The 22,245-nt window shown below is 61.9% G+C and carries 22 protein-coding genes and 1 tRNA gene; 12 read left to right on the forward strand and 11 right to left on the reverse strand.

Going from position 1 to position 22,245, the window contains the following annotated elements:
- Positions 1–6: 6 nt before the first annotated feature.
- Both ACMA5I_RS11520 and ACMA5I_RS11525 read left to right on the forward strand, forming a co-directional pair.
- Positions 7–1,677, forward strand: coding sequence for a ribonuclease J (locus tag ACMA5I_RS11520; protein ID WP_525886418.1), 1,671 nt, complete (start codon positions 7–9; stop codon positions 1,675–1,677).
- Between the two features lie 184 nt (positions 1,678–1,861).
- A complete protein-coding gene (locus tag ACMA5I_RS11525) occupies positions 1,862–2,431 on the forward strand; it encodes an NADPH-dependent FMN reductase (protein ID WP_525886419.1) in 570 nt (189 codons plus the stop codon).
- 29 nt (positions 2,432–2,460) lie between these two features.
- On the opposite strand, the gene ACMA5I_RS11530 is transcribed toward ACMA5I_RS11525, so the two are convergent.
- The 3 genes from ACMA5I_RS11530 to ACMA5I_RS11540 form a co-directional block, all read right to left on the reverse strand.
- Complete coding sequence (locus ACMA5I_RS11530; RefSeq protein WP_525886420.1) at positions 2,461–3,309, reverse strand: VPLPA-CTERM sorting domain-containing protein; 849 nt, start codon at positions 3,307–3,309, stop codon at positions 2,461–2,463.
- Between the two features lie 84 nt (positions 3,310–3,393).
- Positions 3,394–4,884: a DEAD/DEAH box helicase gene (locus ACMA5I_RS11535; RefSeq protein WP_525886421.1), complete on the reverse strand. Its 1,491-nt coding sequence runs from the start codon at positions 4,882–4,884 to the stop codon at positions 3,394–3,396.
- Between the two features lie 126 nt (positions 4,885–5,010).
- Entirely contained in the window at positions 5,011–5,973 is a 963-nt protein-coding gene (locus ACMA5I_RS11540) for a DMT family transporter (protein WP_525886422.1), read from the reverse strand.
- A 61-nt stretch (positions 5,974–6,034) separates the two neighbouring features.
- Between ACMA5I_RS11540 and ACMA5I_RS11545 the strand changes: the two genes are divergently transcribed.
- The 3 genes from ACMA5I_RS11545 (at position 6,035) to ACMA5I_RS11555 (ending at position 8,070) form a co-directional block, all read left to right on the forward strand.
- Positions 6,035–6,874 carry an arsenate reductase/protein-tyrosine-phosphatase family protein gene (locus ACMA5I_RS11545; RefSeq protein WP_525886423.1) on the forward strand — a complete coding sequence of 280 codons (840 nt, stop codon included), beginning with the start codon at positions 6,035–6,037 and terminating at the stop codon, positions 6,872–6,874.
- Between the two features lie 54 nt (positions 6,875–6,928).
- The gene (locus ACMA5I_RS11550) at positions 6,929–7,273 is read left to right on the forward strand and encodes a dihydrodipicolinate reductase (protein ID WP_525886424.1); all 345 of its coding nucleotides are present in this window, start codon (positions 6,929–6,931) and stop codon (positions 7,271–7,273) included.
- 143 nt (positions 7,274–7,416) lie between these two features.
- Positions 7,417–8,070 carry a hypothetical protein gene (locus tag ACMA5I_RS11555; RefSeq protein WP_525886425.1) on the forward strand — a complete coding sequence of 218 codons (654 nt, stop codon included), beginning with the start codon at positions 7,417–7,419 and terminating at the stop codon, positions 8,068–8,070.
- On the opposite strand, the gene ACMA5I_RS11560 is transcribed toward ACMA5I_RS11555, so the two are convergent.
- Complete coding sequence (locus ACMA5I_RS11560; protein WP_525886426.1) at positions 8,067–9,674, reverse strand: peptide chain release factor 3; 1,608 nt, start codon at positions 9,672–9,674, stop codon at positions 8,067–8,069. The genes ACMA5I_RS11555 and ACMA5I_RS11560 overlap by 4 nt on opposite strands.
- Before the next feature lie 157 nt (positions 9,675–9,831).
- Between ACMA5I_RS11560 and ACMA5I_RS11565 the strand changes: the two genes are divergently transcribed.
- Positions 9,832–10,377: a DUF992 domain-containing protein gene (locus tag ACMA5I_RS11565; protein ID WP_525886427.1), complete on the forward strand. Its 546-nt coding sequence runs from the start codon at positions 9,832–9,834 to the stop codon at positions 10,375–10,377.
- A gap of 55 nt (positions 10,378–10,432) precedes the next feature.
- On the opposite strand, the gene ACMA5I_RS11570 is transcribed toward ACMA5I_RS11565, so the two are convergent.
- The 5 genes from ACMA5I_RS11570 to ACMA5I_RS11590 all read right to left on the reverse strand — a co-directional run bounded on the left by ACMA5I_RS11570 (position 10,433) and on the right by ACMA5I_RS11590 (position 15,117).
- Positions 10,433–11,725 carry an esterase-like activity of phytase family protein gene (locus ACMA5I_RS11570; RefSeq protein WP_525886428.1) on the reverse strand — a complete coding sequence of 431 codons (1,293 nt, stop codon included), beginning with the start codon at positions 11,723–11,725 and terminating at the stop codon, positions 10,433–10,435.
- An 83-nt stretch (positions 11,726–11,808) separates the two neighbouring features.
- A tRNA-Gly gene (locus ACMA5I_RS11575) sits at positions 11,809–11,882 on the reverse strand.
- 46 nt (positions 11,883–11,928) lie between these two features.
- The gene (locus ACMA5I_RS11580) at positions 11,929–13,944 is read right to left on the reverse strand and encodes an ASKHA domain-containing protein (RefSeq protein WP_525886429.1); all 2,016 of its coding nucleotides are present in this window, start codon (positions 13,942–13,944) and stop codon (positions 11,929–11,931) included.
- A complete protein-coding gene (locus ACMA5I_RS11585) occupies positions 13,901–14,824 on the reverse strand; it encodes a dihydropteroate synthase (protein WP_525886430.1) in 924 nt (307 codons plus the stop codon). The genes ACMA5I_RS11580 and ACMA5I_RS11585 overlap by 44 nt, the downstream gene beginning before the upstream one ends.
- The gene (locus tag ACMA5I_RS11590) at positions 14,821–15,117 is read right to left on the reverse strand and encodes a virulence factor (protein ID WP_525886431.1); all 297 of its coding nucleotides are present in this window, start codon (positions 15,115–15,117) and stop codon (positions 14,821–14,823) included. Before ACMA5I_RS11590 ends, ACMA5I_RS11585 begins: the two co-directional genes overlap by 4 nt.
- 122 nt (positions 15,118–15,239) lie before the next feature.
- On the opposite strand from ACMA5I_RS11590, the gene metF reads away from it, so the two are divergent.
- From metF to guaB, 4 genes are all read left to right on the forward strand, one after another.
- Complete coding sequence (gene metF / locus ACMA5I_RS11595; RefSeq protein ID WP_525886432.1) at positions 15,240–16,088, forward strand: methylenetetrahydrofolate reductase [NAD(P)H]; 849 nt, start codon at positions 15,240–15,242, stop codon at positions 16,086–16,088.
- A 101-nt stretch (positions 16,089–16,189) separates the two neighbouring features.
- Positions 16,190–17,296, forward strand: coding sequence for a Ppx/GppA phosphatase family protein (locus ACMA5I_RS11600; RefSeq protein ID WP_525886433.1), 1,107 nt, complete (start codon positions 16,190–16,192; stop codon positions 17,294–17,296).
- The gene (locus ACMA5I_RS11605; protein ID WP_525886434.1) at positions 17,293–18,033 is read left to right on the forward strand and encodes an SAM-dependent methyltransferase; all 741 of its coding nucleotides are present in this window, start codon (positions 17,293–17,295) and stop codon (positions 18,031–18,033) included. The genes ACMA5I_RS11600 and ACMA5I_RS11605 overlap by 4 nt, the downstream gene beginning before the upstream one ends.
- 39 nt (positions 18,034–18,072) lie before the next feature.
- Positions 18,073–19,527: an IMP dehydrogenase gene (guaB, locus tag ACMA5I_RS11610; RefSeq protein WP_525886435.1), complete on the forward strand. Its 1,455-nt coding sequence runs from the start codon at positions 18,073–18,075 to the stop codon at positions 19,525–19,527.
- Positions 19,528–19,606: 79 nt separating this feature from the next.
- Here the strand turns inward: guaB and ACMA5I_RS11615 are convergent, their stop codons facing one another.
- Both ACMA5I_RS11615 and ACMA5I_RS11620 read right to left on the reverse strand, forming a co-directional pair.
- On the reverse strand, positions 19,607–20,428 hold the full coding sequence (locus ACMA5I_RS11615; protein WP_525886436.1) for an aldo/keto reductase: 822 nt from the start codon (positions 20,426–20,428) through the stop codon (positions 19,607–19,609).
- Positions 20,429–20,513: 85 nt separating this feature from the next.
- The gene (locus tag ACMA5I_RS11620; protein ID WP_525886437.1) at positions 20,514–21,110 is read right to left on the reverse strand and encodes a hemerythrin domain-containing protein; all 597 of its coding nucleotides are present in this window, start codon (positions 21,108–21,110) and stop codon (positions 20,514–20,516) included.
- A 187-nt stretch (positions 21,111–21,297) separates the two neighbouring features.
- Between ACMA5I_RS11620 and ACMA5I_RS11625 the strand changes: the two genes are divergently transcribed.
- Both ACMA5I_RS11625 and ACMA5I_RS11630 read left to right on the forward strand, forming a co-directional pair.
- Complete coding sequence (locus tag ACMA5I_RS11625) at positions 21,298–21,882, forward strand: NADPH-dependent FMN reductase (protein ID WP_525886438.1); 585 nt, start codon at positions 21,298–21,300, stop codon at positions 21,880–21,882.
- Between the two features lie 48 nt (positions 21,883–21,930).
- Positions 21,931–22,245, forward strand: coding sequence for a GNAT family N-acetyltransferase (locus ACMA5I_RS11630; RefSeq protein ID WP_525886439.1), 315 nt, complete (start codon positions 21,931–21,933; stop codon positions 22,243–22,245).

Here is a 22,245-nt window from a genome sequence, read left to right on the forward strand (position 1 = left end):
TAAAGTATGAGCGATAAAGAACGGCTGGTTTACCTGCCCCTCGGTGGGGCGGGCGAGATCGGTATGAATATGTATCTCTACGGATATGGCGCACCGGGCAAGGAGCGCTGGATCATGGTGGATGCCGGTGTGACCTTCCCGAATATGGACACGACCCCCGGCGTCGATCTGATCATGGCCGACCCGAAATATGCGGTGGAGCGGGCCGATCAGCTTGAGGGCCTTTTCATCACCCACGCCCATGAGGACCATGTTGGCGCGGTTGGCATCCTGCATGAGAAAATCCGCTGCCCAATCTGGGCGCGCCGCTTCACCGCCCTGATTGCGCGGAACAAAATGGAGCGCGTTGGCGGGGATATCGAGCGGATCAATGTCGCGCCCGCTTATCCCGAGAGCATTGAGGTCGGCCCCTTCAAGGTCAGCTTCGTGCCGATCAGCCACTCGATCCCGGAAGCCTCAGGCCTTCTGATCGAGACCCCGGCGGGCAAGATCTTCCACTCCGGCGATTTCAAGATCGACCGCGATCCGGTCATCGGCGATCCGTGGGACGAAGAGATGTTCCGCCAAATCGGCGAGGGCGGCATCAAGGCGCTTGTCTGCGACTCGACCAATGTGTTCGGCCAGGAGCCGGGCCGCTCGGAATCGACGCTGAAGCCCCATGTGACCGACCTCATCAAATCCGCGCAGGGCATGGTGGTCGCGACGACCTTTGCCTCCAACATCGCGCGCCTGAAAACGCTGGCGCAGGCCGGTGTGGATGCGGGCCGCAAGGTGGTGATGCTGGGCCGGGCGATGAATGTGATGCTCGATGCGGGCCGCCGCTCGAATATCGTGACCGACTTTCCGCCGCTCACCGATGTGGACGATGCCGAAAATATCCCGCGCGGCCAGCTCATGCTGCTCGTGACCGGCTCGCAAGGCGAACGCCGCGCGGCCTCCGCGCAGCTCGCGCGCGGCAAATATATGGGGCTGAGCCTCGATGAGGGGGATATGTTCCTCTTCTCCTCGAAAACCATCCCTGGCAACGAGCTTGGCGTCGCCTATATCAAGAACCAGCTTTCCGAGCTTGGCGTCCACAGCTATGGCGACGGCGATACGCGCTATCACGTCTCCGGCCACGCCAACCGCCCGGACATTGAAAAGCTTCAGGATATTCTCCAGCCGCAGATCGTCGTGCCGATGCATGGGGAACACCGCCATCTGCGCGAACATGCCGAGATTTCCGCCGATAAGGGCCGTCAGGGGATCATCGCGCCGAATGGCACCATGGTCGATCTGACCGGCGACAAGGGCAAGATCGTGGACGGGATCGAAACCGGCCGCACCTATCTCGACGGCGATGTTCTGATCGGCGCGATGGACGGCGTGGTGCGCCAGCGTCTGCAAATGGCGCTGCGCGGGCTGGTCGTGGTGAACCTCGTGATCGACGAGCAGGGCGCGCCGGTCGATGGGGTCTGGGCCGAATTGCACGGTGTTCCGATGCCCTCCGGCAAGCCGCTTGCCGAAGAACTGGAGAGCGAGATCGAGGACGCGATGCAATCCGCCAAGGGCAAGAAACTGCGCTCCGATGATGCGGTCGAGAGCCTTGTGGTAAAAACGGTGAACCGGGTCGTGAAAGACCGCACCGGGAAAAAGCCGCTGATCGAGGTGATGATCAACCGGATGATGTTCGACTGATCTTAGACGTCTGATCGCAAGACGCCCGCCCGACCCGGCGGGCGTTTTCTTTTTTGGAAACCAGCTTTTGCCAGCCGCGAACAGAAATCCGGCGCTTCTCGGTTGTTGTGCGCTGCAAAATTGTTATGTCGTTGGGGAAGAAAAAGGCGGACCGCAGGGCGGCGCCGCGTGGAAAGGAAAGACTATGGCTTTGAAATTGAAAGTGATTATCGGGAGCACCCGTCCGGGCCGCGTGGGTCCGGCCTTTGGCGAATGGATCCATGAATTTGCGGGCCAGCACGGCAAATTCGACGTGGAACTGGTGGATCTTGGCGCACTCGACCTGCCGGTCATGGACGAGCCGAACCACCCGCGCGCGCAGGACTATCAGCACGAGCACACCAAGGCTTGGGCGAAAATCGTGGACGACGCCGACGCGTTCATCTTCGTGACGCCCGAATATGACTATTTCCCGCCATCCTCGCTGGTCAACGCGATCCAGTATCTGGCGCTGGAATGGTATGGCAAGCCGGCAGCGGTTCTGAGCTACGGCTTCGTCTCCGGCGGCCTGCGCGCGGCAGAAACCCTGCGCACGCTGCTCGCGGCCCTCAACGTTGCGCCGATCGCCCAAGGCATCCCGGTGCCGTTCTACCCGCAATTCCTCGGTGAAGACGGCAAGGTGAACGCCAACGACCAGATGCAAGAAGGCGCCACCGGCGTTCTCAATGAGCTCCACAAATGGGGCACCGCGCTGAAGACGATGCGCGAGGCGTGATGAAAAAGGGGCCTTCGCGGCCCCTTTTTTTAACCGCGCGGTTTGCGCCGGTAGAGGCCGAAAGACGCCAGAGCGGCAACAAACGCCAACCCACTCGCGGGGAGTGGCACCGGCGCGATGTTATAGGTCGCTTGGAAGTCGCTCATGTAATAAGTCGCGTCGAAATAATTGCTACTTGTGATCCACCAATGCTCGCCCGGTTTCGGATCAATGAGATAACTGGCATTCGCGTTGTGATTGGCGGTGAAATACAGCTTGTCGATATCCTGAAACGCGTCTGAGAATGTATAGGTGCCGACCCAGTCTCCGCTGGCGAGAGGAAGATCATCCGAGGCCACGAGCTTTCCGTCGCGATATCCTTGGATAGATGTGTCGTTCCAATAAGTTGTGGTGTGCTGGGTGGCCGTTATCAGTGAAGGAAGCGCATCTGGGTCCGGATAGATCTTGTCCCAACCGCCATACCAGTAATCCACCCACTCTCCGGTCGGCAGAAGCTTTATTTCATGATCGATCCCGATAACTTCATAGTAGCCCGAGTCGATAAGCTCCTGATCAGGTTGTTCTGTTCCCCAAGAAGTCACAACATCCAATTCGACATTATCGTCGCGAAGATTCTCAATATAGATGCTTTCGGGCGTAAATGTGCCGCCATCAAGCGGCGTAAAATGCATGTACCGTGCATCGCTATCATTGACGACACGATAGAGTCCGCCGTTTTCGCTCCAGACATTGCCCGCGCTTTCATCCGCGTCATGCGCGTAAAGCTCAATCGTTTCGTCTGCATTGTAAGAATATGTCAGCGCCAAAGCAGGCACGGCTGACATCAGCGTCGCGCTGCAAGCAGTTATAAAGAAACGGGAAACATAAATCTGTCCCATGGATCACCCTTCCATAGCTTTAAACGTGTTAAAGCCTATGGAATTGCGATTTGGGGAGCAAGTTTTCTCGCGGCTTGGGGCGAATTAACCCTCGTCATCCTTGCCGCGGCGCACGCTGACGGAGGATTTGGCCTTCGCTAGATCCGCCACGATGAAGCTGGGGACGTGGTCGCCGAAGCCTTTGGGGGAGGGGCCGCCGCCATCGCGGCGTCCGCGTCCACCGCGCCCGCCGCGATTGCCGTCGCGGCTGCGTTGCTCGGTGCGCTCGCGCTGCGGCTCGGGCTTGGCTTTGGGCTCCTCGCGGGGCGCTGCGTCGGCCTGTTTCTGATCTTTGTCCTTGGCGGACCGGCGGCCGCGGCTGGATTTGCCTTCGGGCTTCGGCTTCGCGGCGGGTTTGTCTTCCGTCTTTGTCTCCGGCTTGCCTTTGGCGAGCGGCGACTCCTTGCGGGGGATTTCCTTGCCGATCAGCTTCTCAATCCCGTCGCGATATTTCTCATCCGCCGGGAGCGCAATGGAAAACGCCGTGCCGTCGCGGCCCGCGCGGCCCGTGCGGCCGATCCGGTGGACGTAATCTTCCGAATGGGTCGGCAGGTCGTAATTGAACACATGGCTGACGGCGGGCACGTCGAGACCGCGCGCCGCCACGTCGGAGGCCACGAGGAAACGCAGCTCGCCGCCACGAAATTTGTCGAGCGTCGCCGTGCGGACCGACTGGTCGAGATCGCCATGGATCGCCGCCGCATCGAGCCCGTGTTTCTGCATCGAGCGGGCGAGAATATCCACGTCGCGCTTGCGGTTGCAGAAGATGATCCCGTTCTGGATCTTGTCGCCTTCCTGCTCGATGAGCGCGCGCAGAACGGCGCGTTTTTCTGCGGCCTGCTTGTCTTTGCGGGACGGTGTGTGCTCCACGAGATATTGCGTGATCGTCTCGCTCGCGGTCGCCTGACGGGCGACTTCGACACGCTCGGGATTGTGCAGGAAGGTGTCCGTCACGCGGGTAATCTCGGGCGCCATGGTGGCGGAGAAAAACAGGGTCTGGCGCGTGAAGGGCGTCAGTTTGAAGATTTTCTCGATATCCGGGATGAAGCCCATATCGAGCATCCGGTCGGCCTCGTCGATCACCATGATCTGCACACCGGTCAGCATCAGCTTGCCGCGCTCGAAATGGTCGAGCAGGCGGCCCGGTGTCGCGATCAGCACATCGACGCCGCGGTCGATCAGCTTGTCCTGATCCTTGAAGCTGGTGCCGCCAATCAGAAGCGCCATCGTCAGCTTCATGTGCTTGGTGTAGATCTCGAAATTCTCGGCGACCTGCGCCGCAAGCTCGCGTGTCGGCGCCAGCACGAGGCTGCGCGGCATACGCGCCCGCGCCCGGCCCTTGGCGAGCAGCGTGATCATCGGCAGCACGAAAGAGGCGGTCTTGCCCGTCCCCGTCTGCGCGATCCCCAGAATATCGCGGCCCTTGAGCGCATGCGGAATGGCCTGCGCCTGAATGGGCGTCGGCTCTTTATACCCCGCTTCGTCAATGGCTTTCAGCACATTCGGGTCGAGATCGAGATCGCTAAATTTGGTCAATGCACACCTAAAAAGTCAAAAGTCGCACCACACCCCGTGCAACGATGCTTCGCGTTAGAAGGTTTAACACGTCTTTGTCAATCTTTGCAGTGGATTTGGCAGCATTTCCGCCGCGAAACGTGATTGTTATGCCAATGCGAGGATCGCCACGCCGATCACGACGCAAAACGCGCCGAGCCAGGCGGCGGGTGCGGGTGGCTCTTTGGTGGTCATCCAGAGGAGCGGCAGGACGAGGATCGGGGTGGTCGCCGAGAGGGTCGTGACGACGCCGACATTGCCGCCTTCGAGGGCGAAGAGCAGGAGGCTCATGCCGATGCCCATGCCGACGATTCCGGAGATCACGGTCCACATGATGCCGCGCGGAGAGAATTGGCTGGGCCCGGCAAGGCGGGGCAGGGCGGCGGTCAGCCCGCCAAGCGCGAGGCCCGAGATTCCGGCACGCACGGCCATGACGGTAAACGGGTCCGCGCCCGCCGCCATGACGGGCCGGGCGTAGATCGCGCCGACGGCTTGACCGAGCGCGGCGAGCAGGCCAAGCGCAACGCCGACCCAGATCGGGCCTTTCACGCTTTCCCACTCATGCACCGCCGAGGCGCGTTTGCCGAAGACGATTGCGATAATCACGCCGGCCATGATGATCGCGATAGCCAGGATCGTGCTGCCGGGGAGGGTTTCGCCCAGAAAGAGCCAGCCGAGCAGGGCGCCCATCGGGGCGTTGGTGGCGAAGAGAACGGCGGTGCGGCGCGGCCCCATGCGGCGAATGCAGTTGAAGAGCAGCGTGTCGCCAAGGAAAATCCCGATGAAACCCGAGAGCAGGATCGGCCCGACCATCCATGCCGTGATCGCCTCATGCCGTCCGCTGGCAATCACCCAGACCCCGGCGATGAGCGCGATGGAGACGAGGCGCAGCGCGTTGAAGCGCATCACGCCCATTTCCCCGACCGCGCGGGCCGAGATGATGCCGCCAAAAGCCCAGCAGAGCGCCGCGCCAAGCGCCGCAAATTGGTAAATGGTGAGGGTCATGATGCGTCCCGGAATGGTTCCCGGCAGGCGATGGACCCGCGCGGGCGGGAAGTCAAGCGGGATCATGGCGGGCGGGCGGCGCAGAAAACGCTTCCCCGAATCTCTTTATTTCGATATTTCGTGAAATATGGAAATTGAATTGATCGACCAGCTCTCGGCCCTTGGCCACGCACCGCGCCTCGCCGTATTCCGTCTGCTGATGCGCCGCTACCCCGACAGCGTGCCTGCGGGCGAGATCGCCGCGGCGCTCGACCTCAAAGCCAGCACGCTTTCGGCGCTGCTCACCTCGCTCACCCATGCCGGGCTGATCACCGGGACCCGCCACGGCACCTCGCGCCATTACACCATCGCCATGGAGGGCGTGGAGCAGATGACGCGCGACCTGTTCCTGGGCTGCTGCAAGGGCCGCCCGCTCGTGATCTGCGCGCCGGATCCAGACCTTCCCACAGGAGAAAACACCATGAGTTCAGGCAAATACAACGTCCTCTTCATCTGCATCGGCAATTCGGCGCGCTCGATCATCGCCGAATCCGTGCTGCGCCATGATGCGGGGGACAAGTTCAACGCCTATTCCGCCGGCACCAAGCCCGCGAGCGAACCGAACCCGTTCGCCATGCAAATGCTGAAAGAGGCGGGCCACGACGTAAGCGCGTTGCGGTCGAAAAACATGGATGAGTTCGTGGTTGACGGCGCGCCGAAATTCGATTTCGTCTTTACCGTTTGCGACCATGCGGCGAATGAGGAATGCCCGGTCTGGCCGGGTCAGCCGGTGAGCGGCCATTGGGGCCTGCCGGACCCGGCCAAAGTGGAAGGGACCGACGCGGAAAAAGCGCTCGCCTTCCAGCGGACCTTTGGGGCCATGAAAAACCGCATCTCCATCTTCGCCTCTCTGCCAATCGCCACGCTCGACCGCACCTCGCTGCAAGCGCAGGTCGACGAGATCGGGCGCAGCCGCGAGGATGTGTGAACCGGTCCAGCGATTGTGATGCGCGCTTTGCGGCGGGTCTGCTAAGGTGAGGGCATGAAACATGTTTATCTGCTGATCGCCCTCGCCATGGCGGGCACCGCCGCCGCGCAACAAGCCGTGCAGGACCGCACGAGTTTCTTCTCGCTGGTCGAGGGCAAAACCCTGACGCGCTTCGGTGTGAGCCTCAATGTGCTCGCCGATGGCCGCATCACCGGCAGCGCCTTTGGCGGCGATGTGGGTGGGAGTTGGTCCTGGGATGGTCCGTATTTCTGCCGCGAGCTTATCTTCAGCGGCGACTCCCTCGGCTATGACTGCCAAACCGTGACCCTGAGCGACAACCGCCTGACCTTTCAGGCCGAACAAGGGCAGGGGGATACAGCGACATTGGCGATTGAGTGAGGGAGCTTCGCCTCTCGCGGCTATGTCTCTTTTTAATTCGTATGCGCGGAAAGGAGGTTTGATCCTCTCGCCGCCGCCATCTGCGGATATTTAAAGCGAAAAACCGCCTCGAACGTGATATTTTGCGCTCGGGGAGGATGGTTATGGCAGATGAAATTCTTGATGAGGAGGCGCAGGCCAAGCTGGAGCGTGCGCCGCAGTTTTTCGCCTATTTTCTGTATGGTGAGACGACGCATCCGGAGATTTATGCGCATTTCAGGAATGCGAATACCGCGCTCGATCATATGACGGGTCGGCATATGGGGTTCTATCACCTCGCGGCGGAACGAAAGCCCAAATCCATGTTCATGGGCGCGCGTCCTCTGATAGACCCGGCCCAGATCGACCCGATGACCCGCTGGCAGGATCAATTTCCGCAATTTACCGAAGAGACCAAGACGCCGGAGCAATCCTTTTACATGGTCTGTCATCAATTTCTGGATGATGAATTTCAGGACTTGCCGCTGTTCCTGCTGTTCAACCGCTTCTCAGACGAGCGCTTGCTGCGGATCAAGCCGAAGGAACCGACGCCCGCGAGCGCGCAGAAATGTATGTTGGAGATTTCCGCCGCCGCCAAGGCAAGCTGGGAAGGCTATCTCAAGGACGATCCCGACCATGATTATAGCAACGCCCGAGACGAGGCGTTTAAGGATTTCACGGCCGCCCTTGATCGCGCCCGGTTTTTCGCCTCGTTCAGGGAGGTGTTCTCGAAGGGCTTGCCCGGAATGCTCTCGCGCGGGCTGACCGGCGGGATTTAACCCACCATCTCCTTGGTCGCCGTCAGCTTCAGCTCCGGATAATCGCGCTCGACGCGGTCGATGTCCCATTGCAGGCGGGTCATGTAGACCGGGTCGCCGTCATGGTCGGTCGCGATGTGGCCCTTGTTGGCGTTGACGAATTTATCGACCGCCGCCTCCGGGCCGGAGACCCAGCGGGCGGAGGTGAATTGCGTCGGCTCGAAGCGCACGGGGATGCCGTATTCCAATTCGATCCGGCTCGCCAGCACCTCGAATTGCAGCGCGCCGACGACGCCGACGATCCAGCCCGCGCCGATCATCGGTTTGAAGAGCTTGCTCGCGCCTTCCTCGGCAAATTGGGTCAGCGCCTTTTCGAGATGTTTGGCCTTCATCGGGTCCGTCGCGCGGACCGATTGCAGGAGTTCCGGCGCGAAGGAGGGGATGCCGGTGAAATGCAGCGCCTCGCCCTCGGTGAGCGCGTCGCCGATGCCAAGTTGGCCGTGGTTCGGGATGCCAATGATATCGCCCGCCCAGGCGTCTTCCGCAAGCTCGCGATCATTGGCCATGAAGAGGACCGGATTGGTGACGGCCATCTGCTTTTTCGACCGCACATGAAGGAGTTTCTGCCCGCGGTTAAAGTGGCCCGAGCAGAGGCGCACGAAGGCTACGCGGTCGCGGTGCTTGGGGTCCATATTGGCCTGCACCTTGAAGACGACGCCGGTGACTTTCTTCTCGTCGGGGCTGATCTCGCGCTCCTTGGCGGGGCGCGGTTGCGGCTGCGGGCCGTAATCGCCCATGCCGTTCATCAACTCCTGCACGCCAAAACTGTTGATCGCGGAGCCGAACCAGATCGGGGTCAGCGTGCCGTCGAGAAAGGCTTGCCGGTCGAACTGGGGTAGCAGTTCGCGGGCCATCTCGACCTCTTCGCGAAGCTGCTCCAATTGCTCAGGCGGAATGTGTTTCTCGATCTCCGGGTCATCCAGCCCGCTGATCTTGATGCTCTCCGCACGCTTGTTGCGGTCCGCGCGGTCCATCAGCTCCAGCCGGTCGTTCAGCATGTCATAGGCCCCGAGGAAATCGCGGCCCATCCCGATGGGCCAGCTTGCCGGGGTCACGTCGATGGCGAGATTTTCCTGAATTTCGTCAATGATCTCAAAGGTGTCGCGGCTCTCCCGGTCCATCTTGTTACAGAATGTCAGGATCGGCAGATCGCGCAGGCGGCAGACCTCGAAGAGTTTCTGCGTCTGGCTCTCCACACCTTTCGCGCCGTCGATGACCATGATCGCCGCATCCACCGCCGTCAGCGTGCGGTAGGTGTCTTCCGAGAAATCCGAGTGACCGGGCGTGTCCACGAGATTGAACCAGAAATCGCGGTAGGGAAAGGACATGGCCGAGGCGGAGACCGAAATGCCGCGATCCTTCTCCATCTGCATGAAGTCCGACCGCGAGCGCCGTGCTTCGCCCTTCGCGCGCACCTGTCCGGCCATCTGAATGGCGCCTCCATAAAGAAGGAACTTCTCCGTCAGCGTCGTTTTGCCGGCATCCGGGTGCGAAATGATCGCAAAGGTCCGGCGGCGGGCAATCTCGGGCGGCAGGTCGGGTTGGTTATGGTCGCGATTGGTCATGGCGCTGATTAGCGCGGGACGGGGCCGCCGACAAGTGTGCAGGCGGGCGGGATCCTGCCGAAATGTAAAGTTTTTGGAACCATTGGCGCAGCGCGACGTTGGACCCCCGCAACAGAAAAAGGGTGTGCGGTCCGTGCCGTGCGCCGGAAAGGACAACATGAAAGCTCTTCTGACGACGACGATCTTTGGCGCGGCCCTCGGCCTCGCGGCCTGCAGCAACACCAATTCGGTTCCGGGTGAGGAAACCGATGTGTCCAGCAACCAAGTGCAGGGCGAAATCGAAGCGGGGACGCTCAGCTGCGATCTGACCGGCGGCACCAATGCCATCGTGGTCTCCGAAAAGACCTATCAGTGTGTCTTTGATTTCGCAGGCGATGAAGGTCAGGATCAGGTTTACACCGGCACGATCAACAAGATCGGCGTGGATCTGACCGCGAAATCGGCAGAGAGTCTGACATGGGTTGTCGCCACCGCCAGCGAGATGGAGTGGGGCGATCAGCCGGGTCTTCTGGCTGGCAATTACGTGGGTGTGAGCGCGGATGCGGCGCTTGGCCTTGGTGCGGGCGCGCGCGTGCTGGTCGGCGGTTCGAGTGACGCGATCACGCTTCAGCCCGCCTCGACCCAGACCTCGGAAGGTCTCGGCATCGCGGCTGGTGTTGAGCAGTTCACGCTCGAATATGTGGGCGCGGTTGCGAACCAATAAGCACTGCGCATAGGTGGGTGAGAGAAGGCCGGGGATCATCGCCCCGGCCTTTTTCTTATTCGGCGGTCAGGAAGTCCGCGACATCGAGCAGGATGAACTCGTTATCATCGGCGCGGCCCTCTTCACGGCCCACGGAGAACGGGAAATTGTTGTCATTGGCGACAACGATGGTGGTCTCGTCCACCCGGTCCACATCCTCGATGGTCACGAAGGGGAAGGTGAAAACGCCATCTTCCGTGCCGCGCGGCGCGATCCCGTCCGGGTCCTCGATGTTCAGAAGGTCGATGGAGGCGATTTTGCGCAGGACGCCATTCTCGCCCCGATCCTCCAGATCCACCAGATAGATGCGCTTGAACGCGGCGGGCGCATCGGAGAAGGCCTCGCTGCCCTGATTGCTGTCGCGTTCGATGATCAGGGCGCGCGTGCCGCCGATGATGTTGAAATCCCCGATGGCGTGGGAGGCATCTTCGAGCGGATAATAGCGGACGGTGTCGCTCCAACCGCTCTCCGGCGCAAATTCAAACATCCGCAGCACCGGCGTGCCATCGATCATTTCCGGCCCGTCCTCGGTCATCACCGGCTTTTCGAGGAGCGGATACAGCGTCGCGCCATCTTCGGACACCGCCATTCCCTCATAGCCGCCCGAGCGCATGGAACTGACGCCTTCGAGCGGGCTGCCGGGGTTCGGCGTGGCGACGGCGGCATTGTCCGGCGAGAGGAGCAACTCGCCGCCCGGCTCGGTGGCGACGACCTGCTGCACGACGCCTTCCGCGTTCACCTCAAGGAGCCAAGGCCCAAACTCATCGCCGATCCAGTAATTGTCGCCGACCGGCTGGATCGACTCCGTGTCGAAATCCGCGCCGGTGAGATAGCGTGTGTTAGTTGTCTCATTGATGATCGGGAAGGGCACTTTGCGCTCCGGGTCGGAGAGGAACACGGTTTTCGCGGGCATGACGCGGCCCGTCTCCCAGTCGATCTCCATCTCGTTGAACATCAAGAGCGCATCGGCGGAATTGGCCTTCGCGCCGAAACCGTTATCGGTCAGCACCAGAAAACGGTCGTTGCCGAGGGAGCGAATACCGGAAAACCCTTGCAGCGGCTGGCCGGGGAAGGGGCGCGAAAGCCCCGTGTTCTCGTCAAAGATGCTGTAAAGCGCCTCGCTGCGACCGCCTTCGCCGGTGAACCGCCCGGATTTGCCGAAATAGCGCGGCGCATCTTCGGGCGGCGTCACAAAGCTCTGCGCGGGAAGCTGGGCGTGCGCCTTGAGCGTTGCCGGAAACTCCGGCACCTCCTGCGCCATGACGGGCAGGGCAGTTGCGGCGAGAAGGAAAAGAGCGGAACGGATCATCGAAGCCTCCAGACAATTATGAGGCCTTCGCTTTAGCGCCGGGATGTGACGCCAACATGACGGTTTATCGGCTTTGGGAGGATTGGAGCGGGTGAAGGGAATCGAACCCTCGTCGTCAGCTTGGGAAGCTGCTGCTCTACCATTGAGCTACACCCGCAACGCCGTTTTGATTAGGGCGCGCGGCGGAAAGGGTCAAGCGAAATTCAGCGGCTGCGCGCCTGGCGGCGGGATTTGCGCGGGCCGGAGCCGGCGGAGAAGCTGGGCTGCGGCAGGGTCACGCGCTGATTGAGTTCGGTAAAGGGCGCGGTGGCGTGCGGGATGTGGTTCGAGGCCACGAAATGCTCCTGAAACCGCGGCGCGATGGCGGTTTCGATCTTGGTCACGTCCTTGATCCGCGCTTCGATCTCGGCCCGCGAGGCGCGCGAGAGGAGTGCCATCCGTGCGCCCGTGCCCGCCGCATTGCCAACCGCCGTGACGCGCTCCGGCGCGCAATCGGGGATCATGCCGAGCACCATGGCGTGAAGCGGCGAGATATGCGCACCGAAGGCACCGGCGAGGCGGACCCGGTCCACATGATCGGTGCCAAATTCGTCCATGAGCAGCCGCGCCCCGGCATAAAGCGCGGATTTCGCAAGCTGAATGGCTCGCACATCGTTTTGCGTCACCGCGATTTTCGGGCTGTTTTCATCGCCGGGATGGAGGACGTAAAGCGCCGTGCGACCATCCGCCTCAATCGCATCGCTGCCGGTTTCCTCAGCGGAGCCGATGAGGCCCGACGCGTCGATCAGCCCGGCCATGCGCATCTCGGCAATCGCCTCGATGATGCCGGAGCCGCAGATGCCGGTGACGCGGGCGGCGAACCCCTCAACATCGGACCAGCGCTCATCGCCGATCACCTTGAAACGCGGGCGTTTGGTCTCGGGGTCGATCCGCACGCGCTCAATGGCACCAGGCGCGGCGCGCTGGCCGGAGCTGATCTGCGCGCCCTCAAAGGCGGGGCCGGTCGGGGAGGAGCAGGCCAGCACGCGGCCGCTGTTCCCCAAAACGATTTCCGCATTGGTGCCCACATCGACAATCAACGTGATCTCGTCGCTCTCCCACGGTGCTTCGGAGAGGATCACCGCCGCCGCATCCGCGCCGACATGACCGGCGAGCAACGGAAGGGTGTAGAGCCGCGCCTCCGGGTGCAGCGTCAGCCCCGCATCCGCGGCGGGCAGATCCTGCGCCTCGGTCACGGTCAGCGCGAAGGGCGACTGGCCGAGCGGGACCGGGTCGAGGCCGAGGAAAAGGTGGTGCATCACGGGGTTCGCCACCAGCGTGATGTCGTGAATATCCGCGTGGGTGATCCCCGCATCTTTCGCCAGCTTCTCGATCAGCGTGTTCATCGAGGCGCGCACGGCGCGGGTCATTTCCGCTGCGCCGCCCTCGTTGAGCATGGCGTAGGAGACGCGGGACATGAGGTCTTCGCCGAAGCGGATTTGCGGGTTCATGATGCCCGCCGAGGCCAGCACCGCGCCGGTGCTCAGATCGCAGAGATGGGCCGCGATGGTGGTCGAGCCGAGATCGACCGCGAGGCCGTAGAGATGCGGCGCGTCATGGCCGGGCAGAATGTCGATGAGATCCGCGCCATGGGTGAGGGCGGTCAGGTCTGCGGGCTTGTCGGTGGCAGGGAGTTTGGTGAGCAAAGCCAGCGGGATCCGCAGATCGGGCGCGCCGAGCGCAAGGCGCAGACGTTCGGCCGCGCCGGTCGGATCATCCATGTTCGCCGCCGGGAGCGTGACGGGATGCGCCTTGAGGACCGGATCGAGCGTGATGTCGCGAACCGTCGCATCCTTGCGGACGATCTGCTGGTGCATCTGGCTCTCCGCGGGCACGTCGATCACCACATCGCTCTGCACCGTCGCCTGACAGCCAAGCCGCCGCCCCGGTTTCAGCCCGCGCTTTTCATCATAACGCGCTTCGACCTTGTTCCATGGCGACAGCGCGTCTTTCTCGACCGTCACCCCATGTTTGGGAAACTGGCCGAAAGAGGGCTCCACCTGACATTTGGAACAGATGCCACGCCCGCCGCACACGCTGTCGAGATCGACGCCAAGTTTGCGCGCGGCGGTCAGCACAGGGGTGCCGACCGGGAAGCGCCCGCGCTTGCCCGAGGGGGTGAAAATGACGAGCGGGTCAGCCACGGCGACGCCGACGACCCTCACGCCCGCCGCGGCCACGCGCACCCGCTTCGCCGGGCGCCTTGTTGGCGGAGATCCAGCCCGCGCCATGGGCGTCCTGGTTGAGCAGGAGATTGGCAGCGCGCACGGCGTTCATCTCGTTTTCATGAAGCGGGTTCATGATGGCGGAGGTCATCCCGGCGGTCATCGCCATGGGCAGGAAGGCCGCGTTGATGCCGCTGCGGTTCGGCAGGCCGAAGGACACGTTGGACGCGCCGCAAGTGGTGTTCACGCCAAGCTCCGCGCGCAGACGGTTGACGAGGGCGAAAACCTGTTGGCCCGCCGTCGCCATCGCGCCAATCGGCATGACAAGCGGATCCACGACGATATCGCTCGCCGGGATGCCGTGATCGGCGGCGCGTTCGACGATTTTCTTGGCGACCGCGAAACGCACATCAGGGTCTTCGGAAATTCCGGTATCGTCATTGGAGATCGCGACCACCGGCACCTTGTATTTCGCAATGAGCGGCAGCACGAGTTCGAGACGCTCTTCCTCGCCGGTCACGGAATTGACCAGTGGACGGCCCTCGCAGACCTCAAGACCGGCTTTCAGCGCTTCGGGCACCGAAGAGTCGATGCAGAGCGGCACATCCACAAGGGACTGAACGCGCTGGATCATTTCGCGCATCAACGGCGGCTCGGTCTCATTGGGGTTGGGGTTCGAGTTGTAGACCACGCCCGCATTCACATCGAGCACATTGGCTCCTGCGGCGACCTGCGCGGCGGCATCGGCCTCAACAGTAGAAAAATCGCCCGCCTCAAGCTCCGCCGCGAGTTTCTTGCGGCCTGTGGGGTTGATGCGCTCGCCAATGACGCAGAACGCCTCACCAAAGCCGATGACAGCGGATTTCGTTTTCGATTCCAATACGGTGCGGGTCATTCTTCACGTCCTTCAGCGGCGATGAGAGTCTTCAGTCGCTCTTGGTCATATTCGGCTTCGAGCCGCGCGGCAACCTGATCCGCAATCTCGGCCGGATTGCCCTCGACGCTTTCCTTGGCCTTGCGCCATTCGGCCAAGTAGGCATCGCTGTCCCGCGCACCGGTTTTCATGGCGGCGCGGTCAATGGCCTGCTCGAACCGCTCCGTGAGCTGGCGCTTCTCGGCCTTGCGCCCGCGGCCCACCAGAACCTGCGCGGGAATATCGCGCCAATAAACAATCGTCAGATCGGGCATAAGGGGCTCCAATGGTCCGGGAATCTGGCGGCATTTCCCCTTTTGCAGCGCAAAATGTCAAGGCGGGTGCATTGACAGGGGGCGCTCAAGAGGAAATATCGCCCTGAAGCAAAGGAGCCGACATGACCCCGAAAACCGACGAGACGAGCCTGTCCTTTGAATTTTTCCCGCCGCAGACCGATGCGGCGGAGGCGCGGTTGTGGAAGTCGGTGGTCCGTTTGGCGCCGCTCAACCCGCGGTTCGTGTCAGTCACGTATGGCGCGGGCGGCACGACGCGGGAGCGGACGACGCGGATCATCAAGGAACTGTCGCGCTATACCGAGCTCGACATTGCGGGCCATTTGACCTGCGTGGGCGCGACTAAGGAAGAGACGCTGGAGGTCGCGCGGGATTATTTGGCGGCGGGGGTCACGGGCATTGTGGCGCTGCGCGGTGATCCGCCCAAGGGCGCGGAAAAATGGGAACCGCATCCGGGCGGGTTTGCCTCGGCGGCGGAGCTGGTGGCGGCGCTGCGCAGCCTTGGGCCGCTCGATATCGCGGTCGGCGGCTATCCCGAGAAACATCCCGAAGCGGCCTCGCTCGATGCGGATGTCGAGGCGCTGAAGATCAAGACCGATGCGGGCGCGACCCATGTCATCACGCAGTTCTTCTTCGACAATGAGGATTTTCTGCGTTTCCGCGACAAGGCGGCGGATGCGGGCATCACGGCGGAGATCATGCCGGGGCTGCTGACCATTGAAAACTTCACCAAATCTGCGGGCTTTGCGCGCAAATGCGGGGCGCGGATTCCGACATGGATGGAGACCCGTTTTGCAGGCCGCGAGACCGACCGGGATCTCTCGATCGCGACCACCGTGTCGCAGGCGGAAAAGCTGATGCGCGAGGGCGTCCGGCACCTTCATTTCTACACGCTCAACAACCCCGATCTGACCTGGGGCGTGGCGCGCGGGCTCGGATTTACCAAAGATTGAAAGATGAGTAAGCCTCTGATTTAGAGCGCTTGAACCTTCCCCGTGAACGCCTTACTCTGATCTCAAACGCCATGGGCGTTAACGAAAGATGAGGTGCTGAGATGGCACCGAGAGGTGACGGGGGACATGCCGAGCTGGCCCAGAGCTCGCGCAGGTCTCGCGCACAAAAAAAGAGAGTGCGGACGCGTTATGCCGCGCTGGATCTGGGCACAAACAGCTGTCGGATGCTGATCGCCGAGCCGGATGGCCGGGGGTTCAAGATCATCGACGCGTTTTCGAAATCCGTGCGTCTGGGTGAAGATCTGGAGCGAACGGGCTTTATCGGCCGCGACGCGCAAAACCGGACGGTTCAGGCGCTGCATGTCTGTGCCGGGAAGCTCAAGCGGGCCGGGGTCACGAACCAGCGGCTGGTGGCGACGGAAGCCTGCCGCCGGGCCAAGAATGGCAAGGGATTTCTGCGCCGGGTCCAGAAGGAAACCGGGTTGCGGCTGGAGGTGATCCGCCCGCAGGAAGAGGCGCGGCTTGCGGTGATTTCCTGCGGCTCGCTGGTCAGCCCGGAAAGCGAGCAGGTACTGGTCGTCGATATTGGCGGCGGCTCGACGGAGCTTGTTTGGGTGGACCTGTCGCATGTCGCGCCGGAAAAGCGCGTGAAGGCGATGCTGAAACTGCGCTTCTCGCGCCGCCATGTGCCGGGGCCCAATGAGGCGCGGCTGGTGGACTGGATTTCGGTGCCGCTTGGGGTCGCGACCCTTTTCGAGCGGTATAAAGACGTTGAGGATGACGGCGCGCGCTTCGCGCTGATGAGCTGGCTCTTTGAGGAGCATGTCGCGGATTTCGCGCCTTATGAGGATGGCGAGGAGCGGATCGGAAATGGCAAATTCCAGATCGTCGGCACCTCCGGCACGGTCACGACCGTCGGCGCGGCGCATCTCGGCCTCACCCGTTACGACCGCAAGCTGGTGGACGGGATGCAGATGACCGGCGACGAGATCGACGCGGTGGTGCGGGAATTCCTCGTGCTTGGCCCCGAAGGACGGCGGCGCGACCCGCGCATCGGTAAGGATCGGGTGGAACTGATCATGTCCGGCGCGGCGATCCTGCAAACGCTGCTGCGCCTCTGGCCGACCGATATGCTCTCGGTTGCGGATCGCGGTCTGCGCGAGGGCATGTTATTTTCGATGATGAACGCTGCGGGAGAACGCAAATGAGCGAGAAAAAGACATCCGGCCGCGGGCAGCGCGATCTGTTTGTGAAGGTGAAGACCGCCAAGGGACGGAAGCTGTCCTCCACCCGCTGGCTGGAGCGGCAGTTGAACGATCCCTATGTGGCGCAAGCGAAGCGCGATGGTTTTCGCGGGCGTGCGGCCTACAAGATTCTGGATTTGAATGAGAAATTCGAATTTCTGAAGTCCGGCGCGCGGGTGGTGGATCTCGGCTGCGCTCCCGGTGGCTGGTGTCAGGTGGCCGTGCCGAAGATCAACGCGCTCGGGAAGCGAAGCTCGAAACAGGGAAAGATCGTCGGGATCGACATTCAGGAAGTCGAGCCGATTGAAGGGGCCGAGATTTACCAGCTCGATTTTCTTGAAGAAGGGGCGGACGACAAGGTGAAGGCCTGGCTTGGCGGCCCGGCGGATGTGGTGATGAGCGACATGGCCGCTGCGTCATCGGGTCACAAGCAGACGGACCATTTGCGGATCATCAACCTTGTGGAAGCCGCCGCCTATTTCGCCTTCGATGTGCTCGAAGAGGGCGGCACATTCGTTGCCAAAGTGCTGGCAGGCGGTGCGGAGCAGGGGCTTTTGTCGCTGCTCAAGCAGAATTTCGACAAGGTCCAGCATGTCAAACCGCCAAGCTCGCGCAAGGACAGCTCGGAAAAATTCGTCGTCGCGACCGGATTTCATGGCCGCAACCTGCCGCAAGGGCTTTCCATGGACGACCATCTGTGAAATAGGAAAGTGCCAATAACGAGCCAATCGGGGGACGATATGGATATTCGTGAGGCACTGACTTTCGACGATGTTTTGCTGGTTCCGGGGAAGAGCGAGGTCATGCCTTCGACGGCGGACACGCGCAGCCCGTTGACGGATAAGATCACGCTCAACATTCCGCTGATGTCCTCGGCGATGGACACGGTGACCGAGGCGGATATGGCGATTGCCATGGCGCAGGCGGGCGGGATCGGCGTGATCCACCGCAACCTGTCGGTCGAGGAGCAGGCGCGGCAGGTGCGCCGGGTGAAACGGTTCGAGAGCGGTGTGGTCTATGATCCGAAAACCCTGCGCCCCAATGAGACGCTGGCGGACGCCAACCGTCTGAAAGAGCAGTATAAAATCAGCGGATTTCCGGTGGTGGATGACGAGAACCGCGTGGTCGGGATCGTCACCAATCGCGATATGCGGTTCGCGAGCGATGAGAGCACGCCGGTCCACACCATGATGACTTCGGACAACCTCGCGATCATGCGCGAGCCGGCGGACCCCAACGAGGCGCGCGAGATGATGCGGGCGCGGCGGATCGAGAAGCTGCTCATCACCGATGCCGATGGTCGCCTGACGGGCCTTTTGACCTTGCGCGATCTGGAACAATCAGTGCTGAACCCCCATGCCTGCAAGGATGATCTGGGGCGTCTGCGCGTCGCGGCGGCGTCGACCACGGGGCCGTCCGGGTTTGAGCGCTCCATCGCGCTGGTCGATGCGGGCGTCGATATGGTGGTGATCGACACGGCGCATGGCCACTCGGCAGGGGTCGCCGACTCGGTGCGGGAGCTGCGCGCGGCGCGGCCCGAGATCACCATCGTCGCGGGCAATGTCGCAACCGCCGAGGCAACGCGGACGCTGATCGAGGCTGGCGCGGATGTGGTGAAGGTCGGCATCGGGCCGGGCAGCATTTGCACCACGCGGATCGTCGCCGGGGTGGGCGTGCCGCAGCTCACCGCCGTCAATGATTGCGCCATGGAAGCGGCCAAGACGGGCCATAAGGTGATCGCCGATGGCGGCATTAAATTCTCCGGCGATTTTGCCAAGGCGATCGCGGCGGGCGCAGCGGTCACCATGGTCGGCTCCGTGCTGGCCGGGACCGACGAAGCGCCGGGCGAAATGATCCTTTACCAAGGCCGCAGCTATAAATCCTATCGCGGCATGGGCTCTGTCGGCGCGATGGCGCGCGGCTCGGCGGATCGCTATTTCCAGAAAGAAGCGAGTTCCGACAAGCTGGTCCCCGAAGGCATCGAGGGTCAGGTGCCCTATAAAGGCGCGGTTGGCGCGGTGCTGCACCAACTCGTCGGGGGCCTGCGCGCGGCCATGGGCTATACCGGCAATGCGACCGTCGAGGCGATGAACACAGGCTGCAAATTCGTTCGGATCACCAATGCGGGGCTGTCCGAGAGCCATGTGCATGATGTGACGATCACGCGCGAAGCGCCGAATTACCGCCGCGCGTAAAAGCGTTTGAAATCAAGAAATACGCCCGCGTTTCTCAAGTGGAGGAAGCGGGCGTTTTGATCTTAGTTTAAGACAGCGCTCAATCCCAATCTGGCGCGAAACCCGGCGAGATGATGCGGCCATCGGGACGCACGAGCGCGTCGATTTTCGCGATCTCTTCGTCGCTGAGCTTGATCTCCGCTGCCGCAAGGTTGCCCGCGAGGCGCTCCGGCGTGGCCGTTTTCGGCAGCACGACCGCGTTCGGTTTCGACAGGATCCAGGCGAGCGAGATCTGCGCGGGCGTCGCGTTATGATCCGCCGCGATTGCTTTCAGCGTCTCGTCCTTCATGACATTGCCGCGCGCGAGCGGGGAATAAGCCTCAAACGGAATATTCTTAGATTCCAGATGCTTCAGCAGCTTTTCCTGCGGAATGAAGGGATGCACCTCGACCTGATTGGCGGCGAGCGGCGTGTCGAGCGCGGCTTCGGCCTCATCGATCATGGCGATGGTGAAATTCGACACACCGCCATGGCGGACCTTGCCCGCCGCGACGAGGTCATTCATCGCGCCCATCGTGTCCGCAATCGGCACATCCTTGGACGGCCAATGCAGGAGCAGCAGGTCCACATAGTCGGTGCCAAGGCGGGACAGCGACTCGTCGAGCTTGGTTTTAAACGCGTCGGGCGCGAAATGGTCCGGGAAGATTTTCGTCGTCAGGAAAATCTGGTCGCGCGGCACATCGGACTGCGCGATCCCTTTGCCCACACCCGTTTCATTCTTGTAAACCTGCGCCGTGTCGATATGGCGATAGCCCTCGGCCAGCGCCGCCGACACGAGTTTCGCGGTCTCCTCATCAGGCAATTCGAAGGTGCCGAAACCGATGGAGGGGATCTTCGCGGGTCCAATCAATTCAATGGACATAAGTCGCTCCTTTCACGTCTTTAGCGTTGGTTAACAGCTAGGCATCCTCAGCGCGGAATAAAGGCATGTGCCAGATTTCAAGCGGTTAAGCGCCGAATTCAGGATCGTTTTCCGCCCGTTCGAGGATGAGGGGAATAACGATCTCCTCCTCATCATCGAGATGCTGGCGCAGCAGCGGATCGAAGCTTTTGAGCGCATCCGCAAGCGCATCGACCGCGTAGTGCTGATCGCTGGTCATCACGCCCTCGCTGCGGCCAAGGCGGCGCAGACTGTCCTCGGTCGTCGCGGCGAGATGGTCGAGACCGTCATGGATCAGGTGGTGATCGGCATCCAGCACCTCAAAAGCGCGGATCAGGCGCGGCTCAACCTGCTGAAAGACGGGAAAATAGTGATTGTCCTCCACCGAGTGATGCGCATCGAGACCGCTGAGCAGGCTGTAAAGATGGCGATGCAGCGCCGGACCGCTGTCATAGCTGGTCTCGCCGTCATTTTGCAGGCGCTCCAACTCAGCCGCGATCTTGCTGGCGATCTGGCGGAAATAGAGGTGATTGCCGAGCCAGATCTCGCCCGTGCCGAGCAGGCCGGGATGGCCCTGCCATGTGTCAGGTGGATGTTTTTGCGCGAGAAACAGCAGCTCTTCGGGCCAGCCATCCCGCGCGCCGAGGGTGAGAGTGTCGTCCATTTGGGGGCTCCTTGAAAGGGCGTTTGCACATAGATTGGCCGGTTTGAGCGATCATGCAAGGGCAGGGTGTTCGGCAAGGGCGAACATGGGGTTCTCCTTCTGTCGGCTGGTTCGGAACATTGATCGAAGTTAGCTTCGGGTCAGACAGAATTTCCGGGCGTTACCGCCCCCAACAAAGGACGACACCATGAGCACCCCCAAAATTGCCATCATCATCAGTTCCACCCGCGAGGCGCGTTTTGCAGATAAGCCCGCGAAATGGCTGCTGGAAAATGCGCAGAAGCGCGATGATCTGGAGTTTGAACTGCTGGACCTGCGTGATTTCAACCTGCCGTTTTTCGCCGAGAAAGCCTCGAACGCCTGGATGCCGAGCGAGGATGAGAATGCGGTGGCGTGGCAGAACAAACTCGCCGAGTTCGACGGCTATATTTTTCTGACCGCCGAATATAACCACTCGATCACAGGCGCCCTGAAAAACGCGCTGGATCAAGCCTATAAGGAGTGGACCCGCAAGCCGATGGCCGCCATGGGCTATGGCGGTGTCGGCGCGGCGCGGGCGATCGAGCATCTGCGTCTGATTGGCGTGGAGCTGCAAATGGTGCCGCTGCGCAATGCGGTTCACTTGGGCGGCGGCGAGTTCATGAAGGTCTCCCCGCTCGGCGGCAATGGCGAGATGAGCGAAGTGCATGACGTGCTGGAGCCGTCGCTCACCGCGATGCTGGACGAGCTGGTCTGGTGGACCAACGCGACAAAAGCCGCCCGCGAGGCGTAAGATCAGGGGCGGCTTCGGGCCGCCCACATTCACGAGAGGAGACAGGCGATGAGCGAGATCACCATCACCAAGGAAGACGCCGAGACCAAGGGCCGCTATGTCGCTCGGGTCGACGGGATCGCGGCGGAGGCTGAGATCACCTACACCAAGCCGCGCGCGGGCGTGATCAGCGCCAACCACACGGGTGTGCCGGAGGAAATGGGCGGTAAGGGGGTGGCCAAGGCGCTGCTCGATCACCTTTTGGAGGATGCGCGGGCATCGGGTTTCAAGATCGTTCCTGTCTGCTCCTTCATCCGCAAGCAATATGCGAAACACCCGGACTGGGCGGATCTCTTCACCACGAAACCCGGCGAAGATCCGTAA

The organism is Jujubicoccus corallicola (assembly GCF_047345645.1).
GTDB lineage: Bacteria > Pseudomonadota > Alphaproteobacteria > Rhodobacterales > Rhodobacteraceae > JBLEFH01.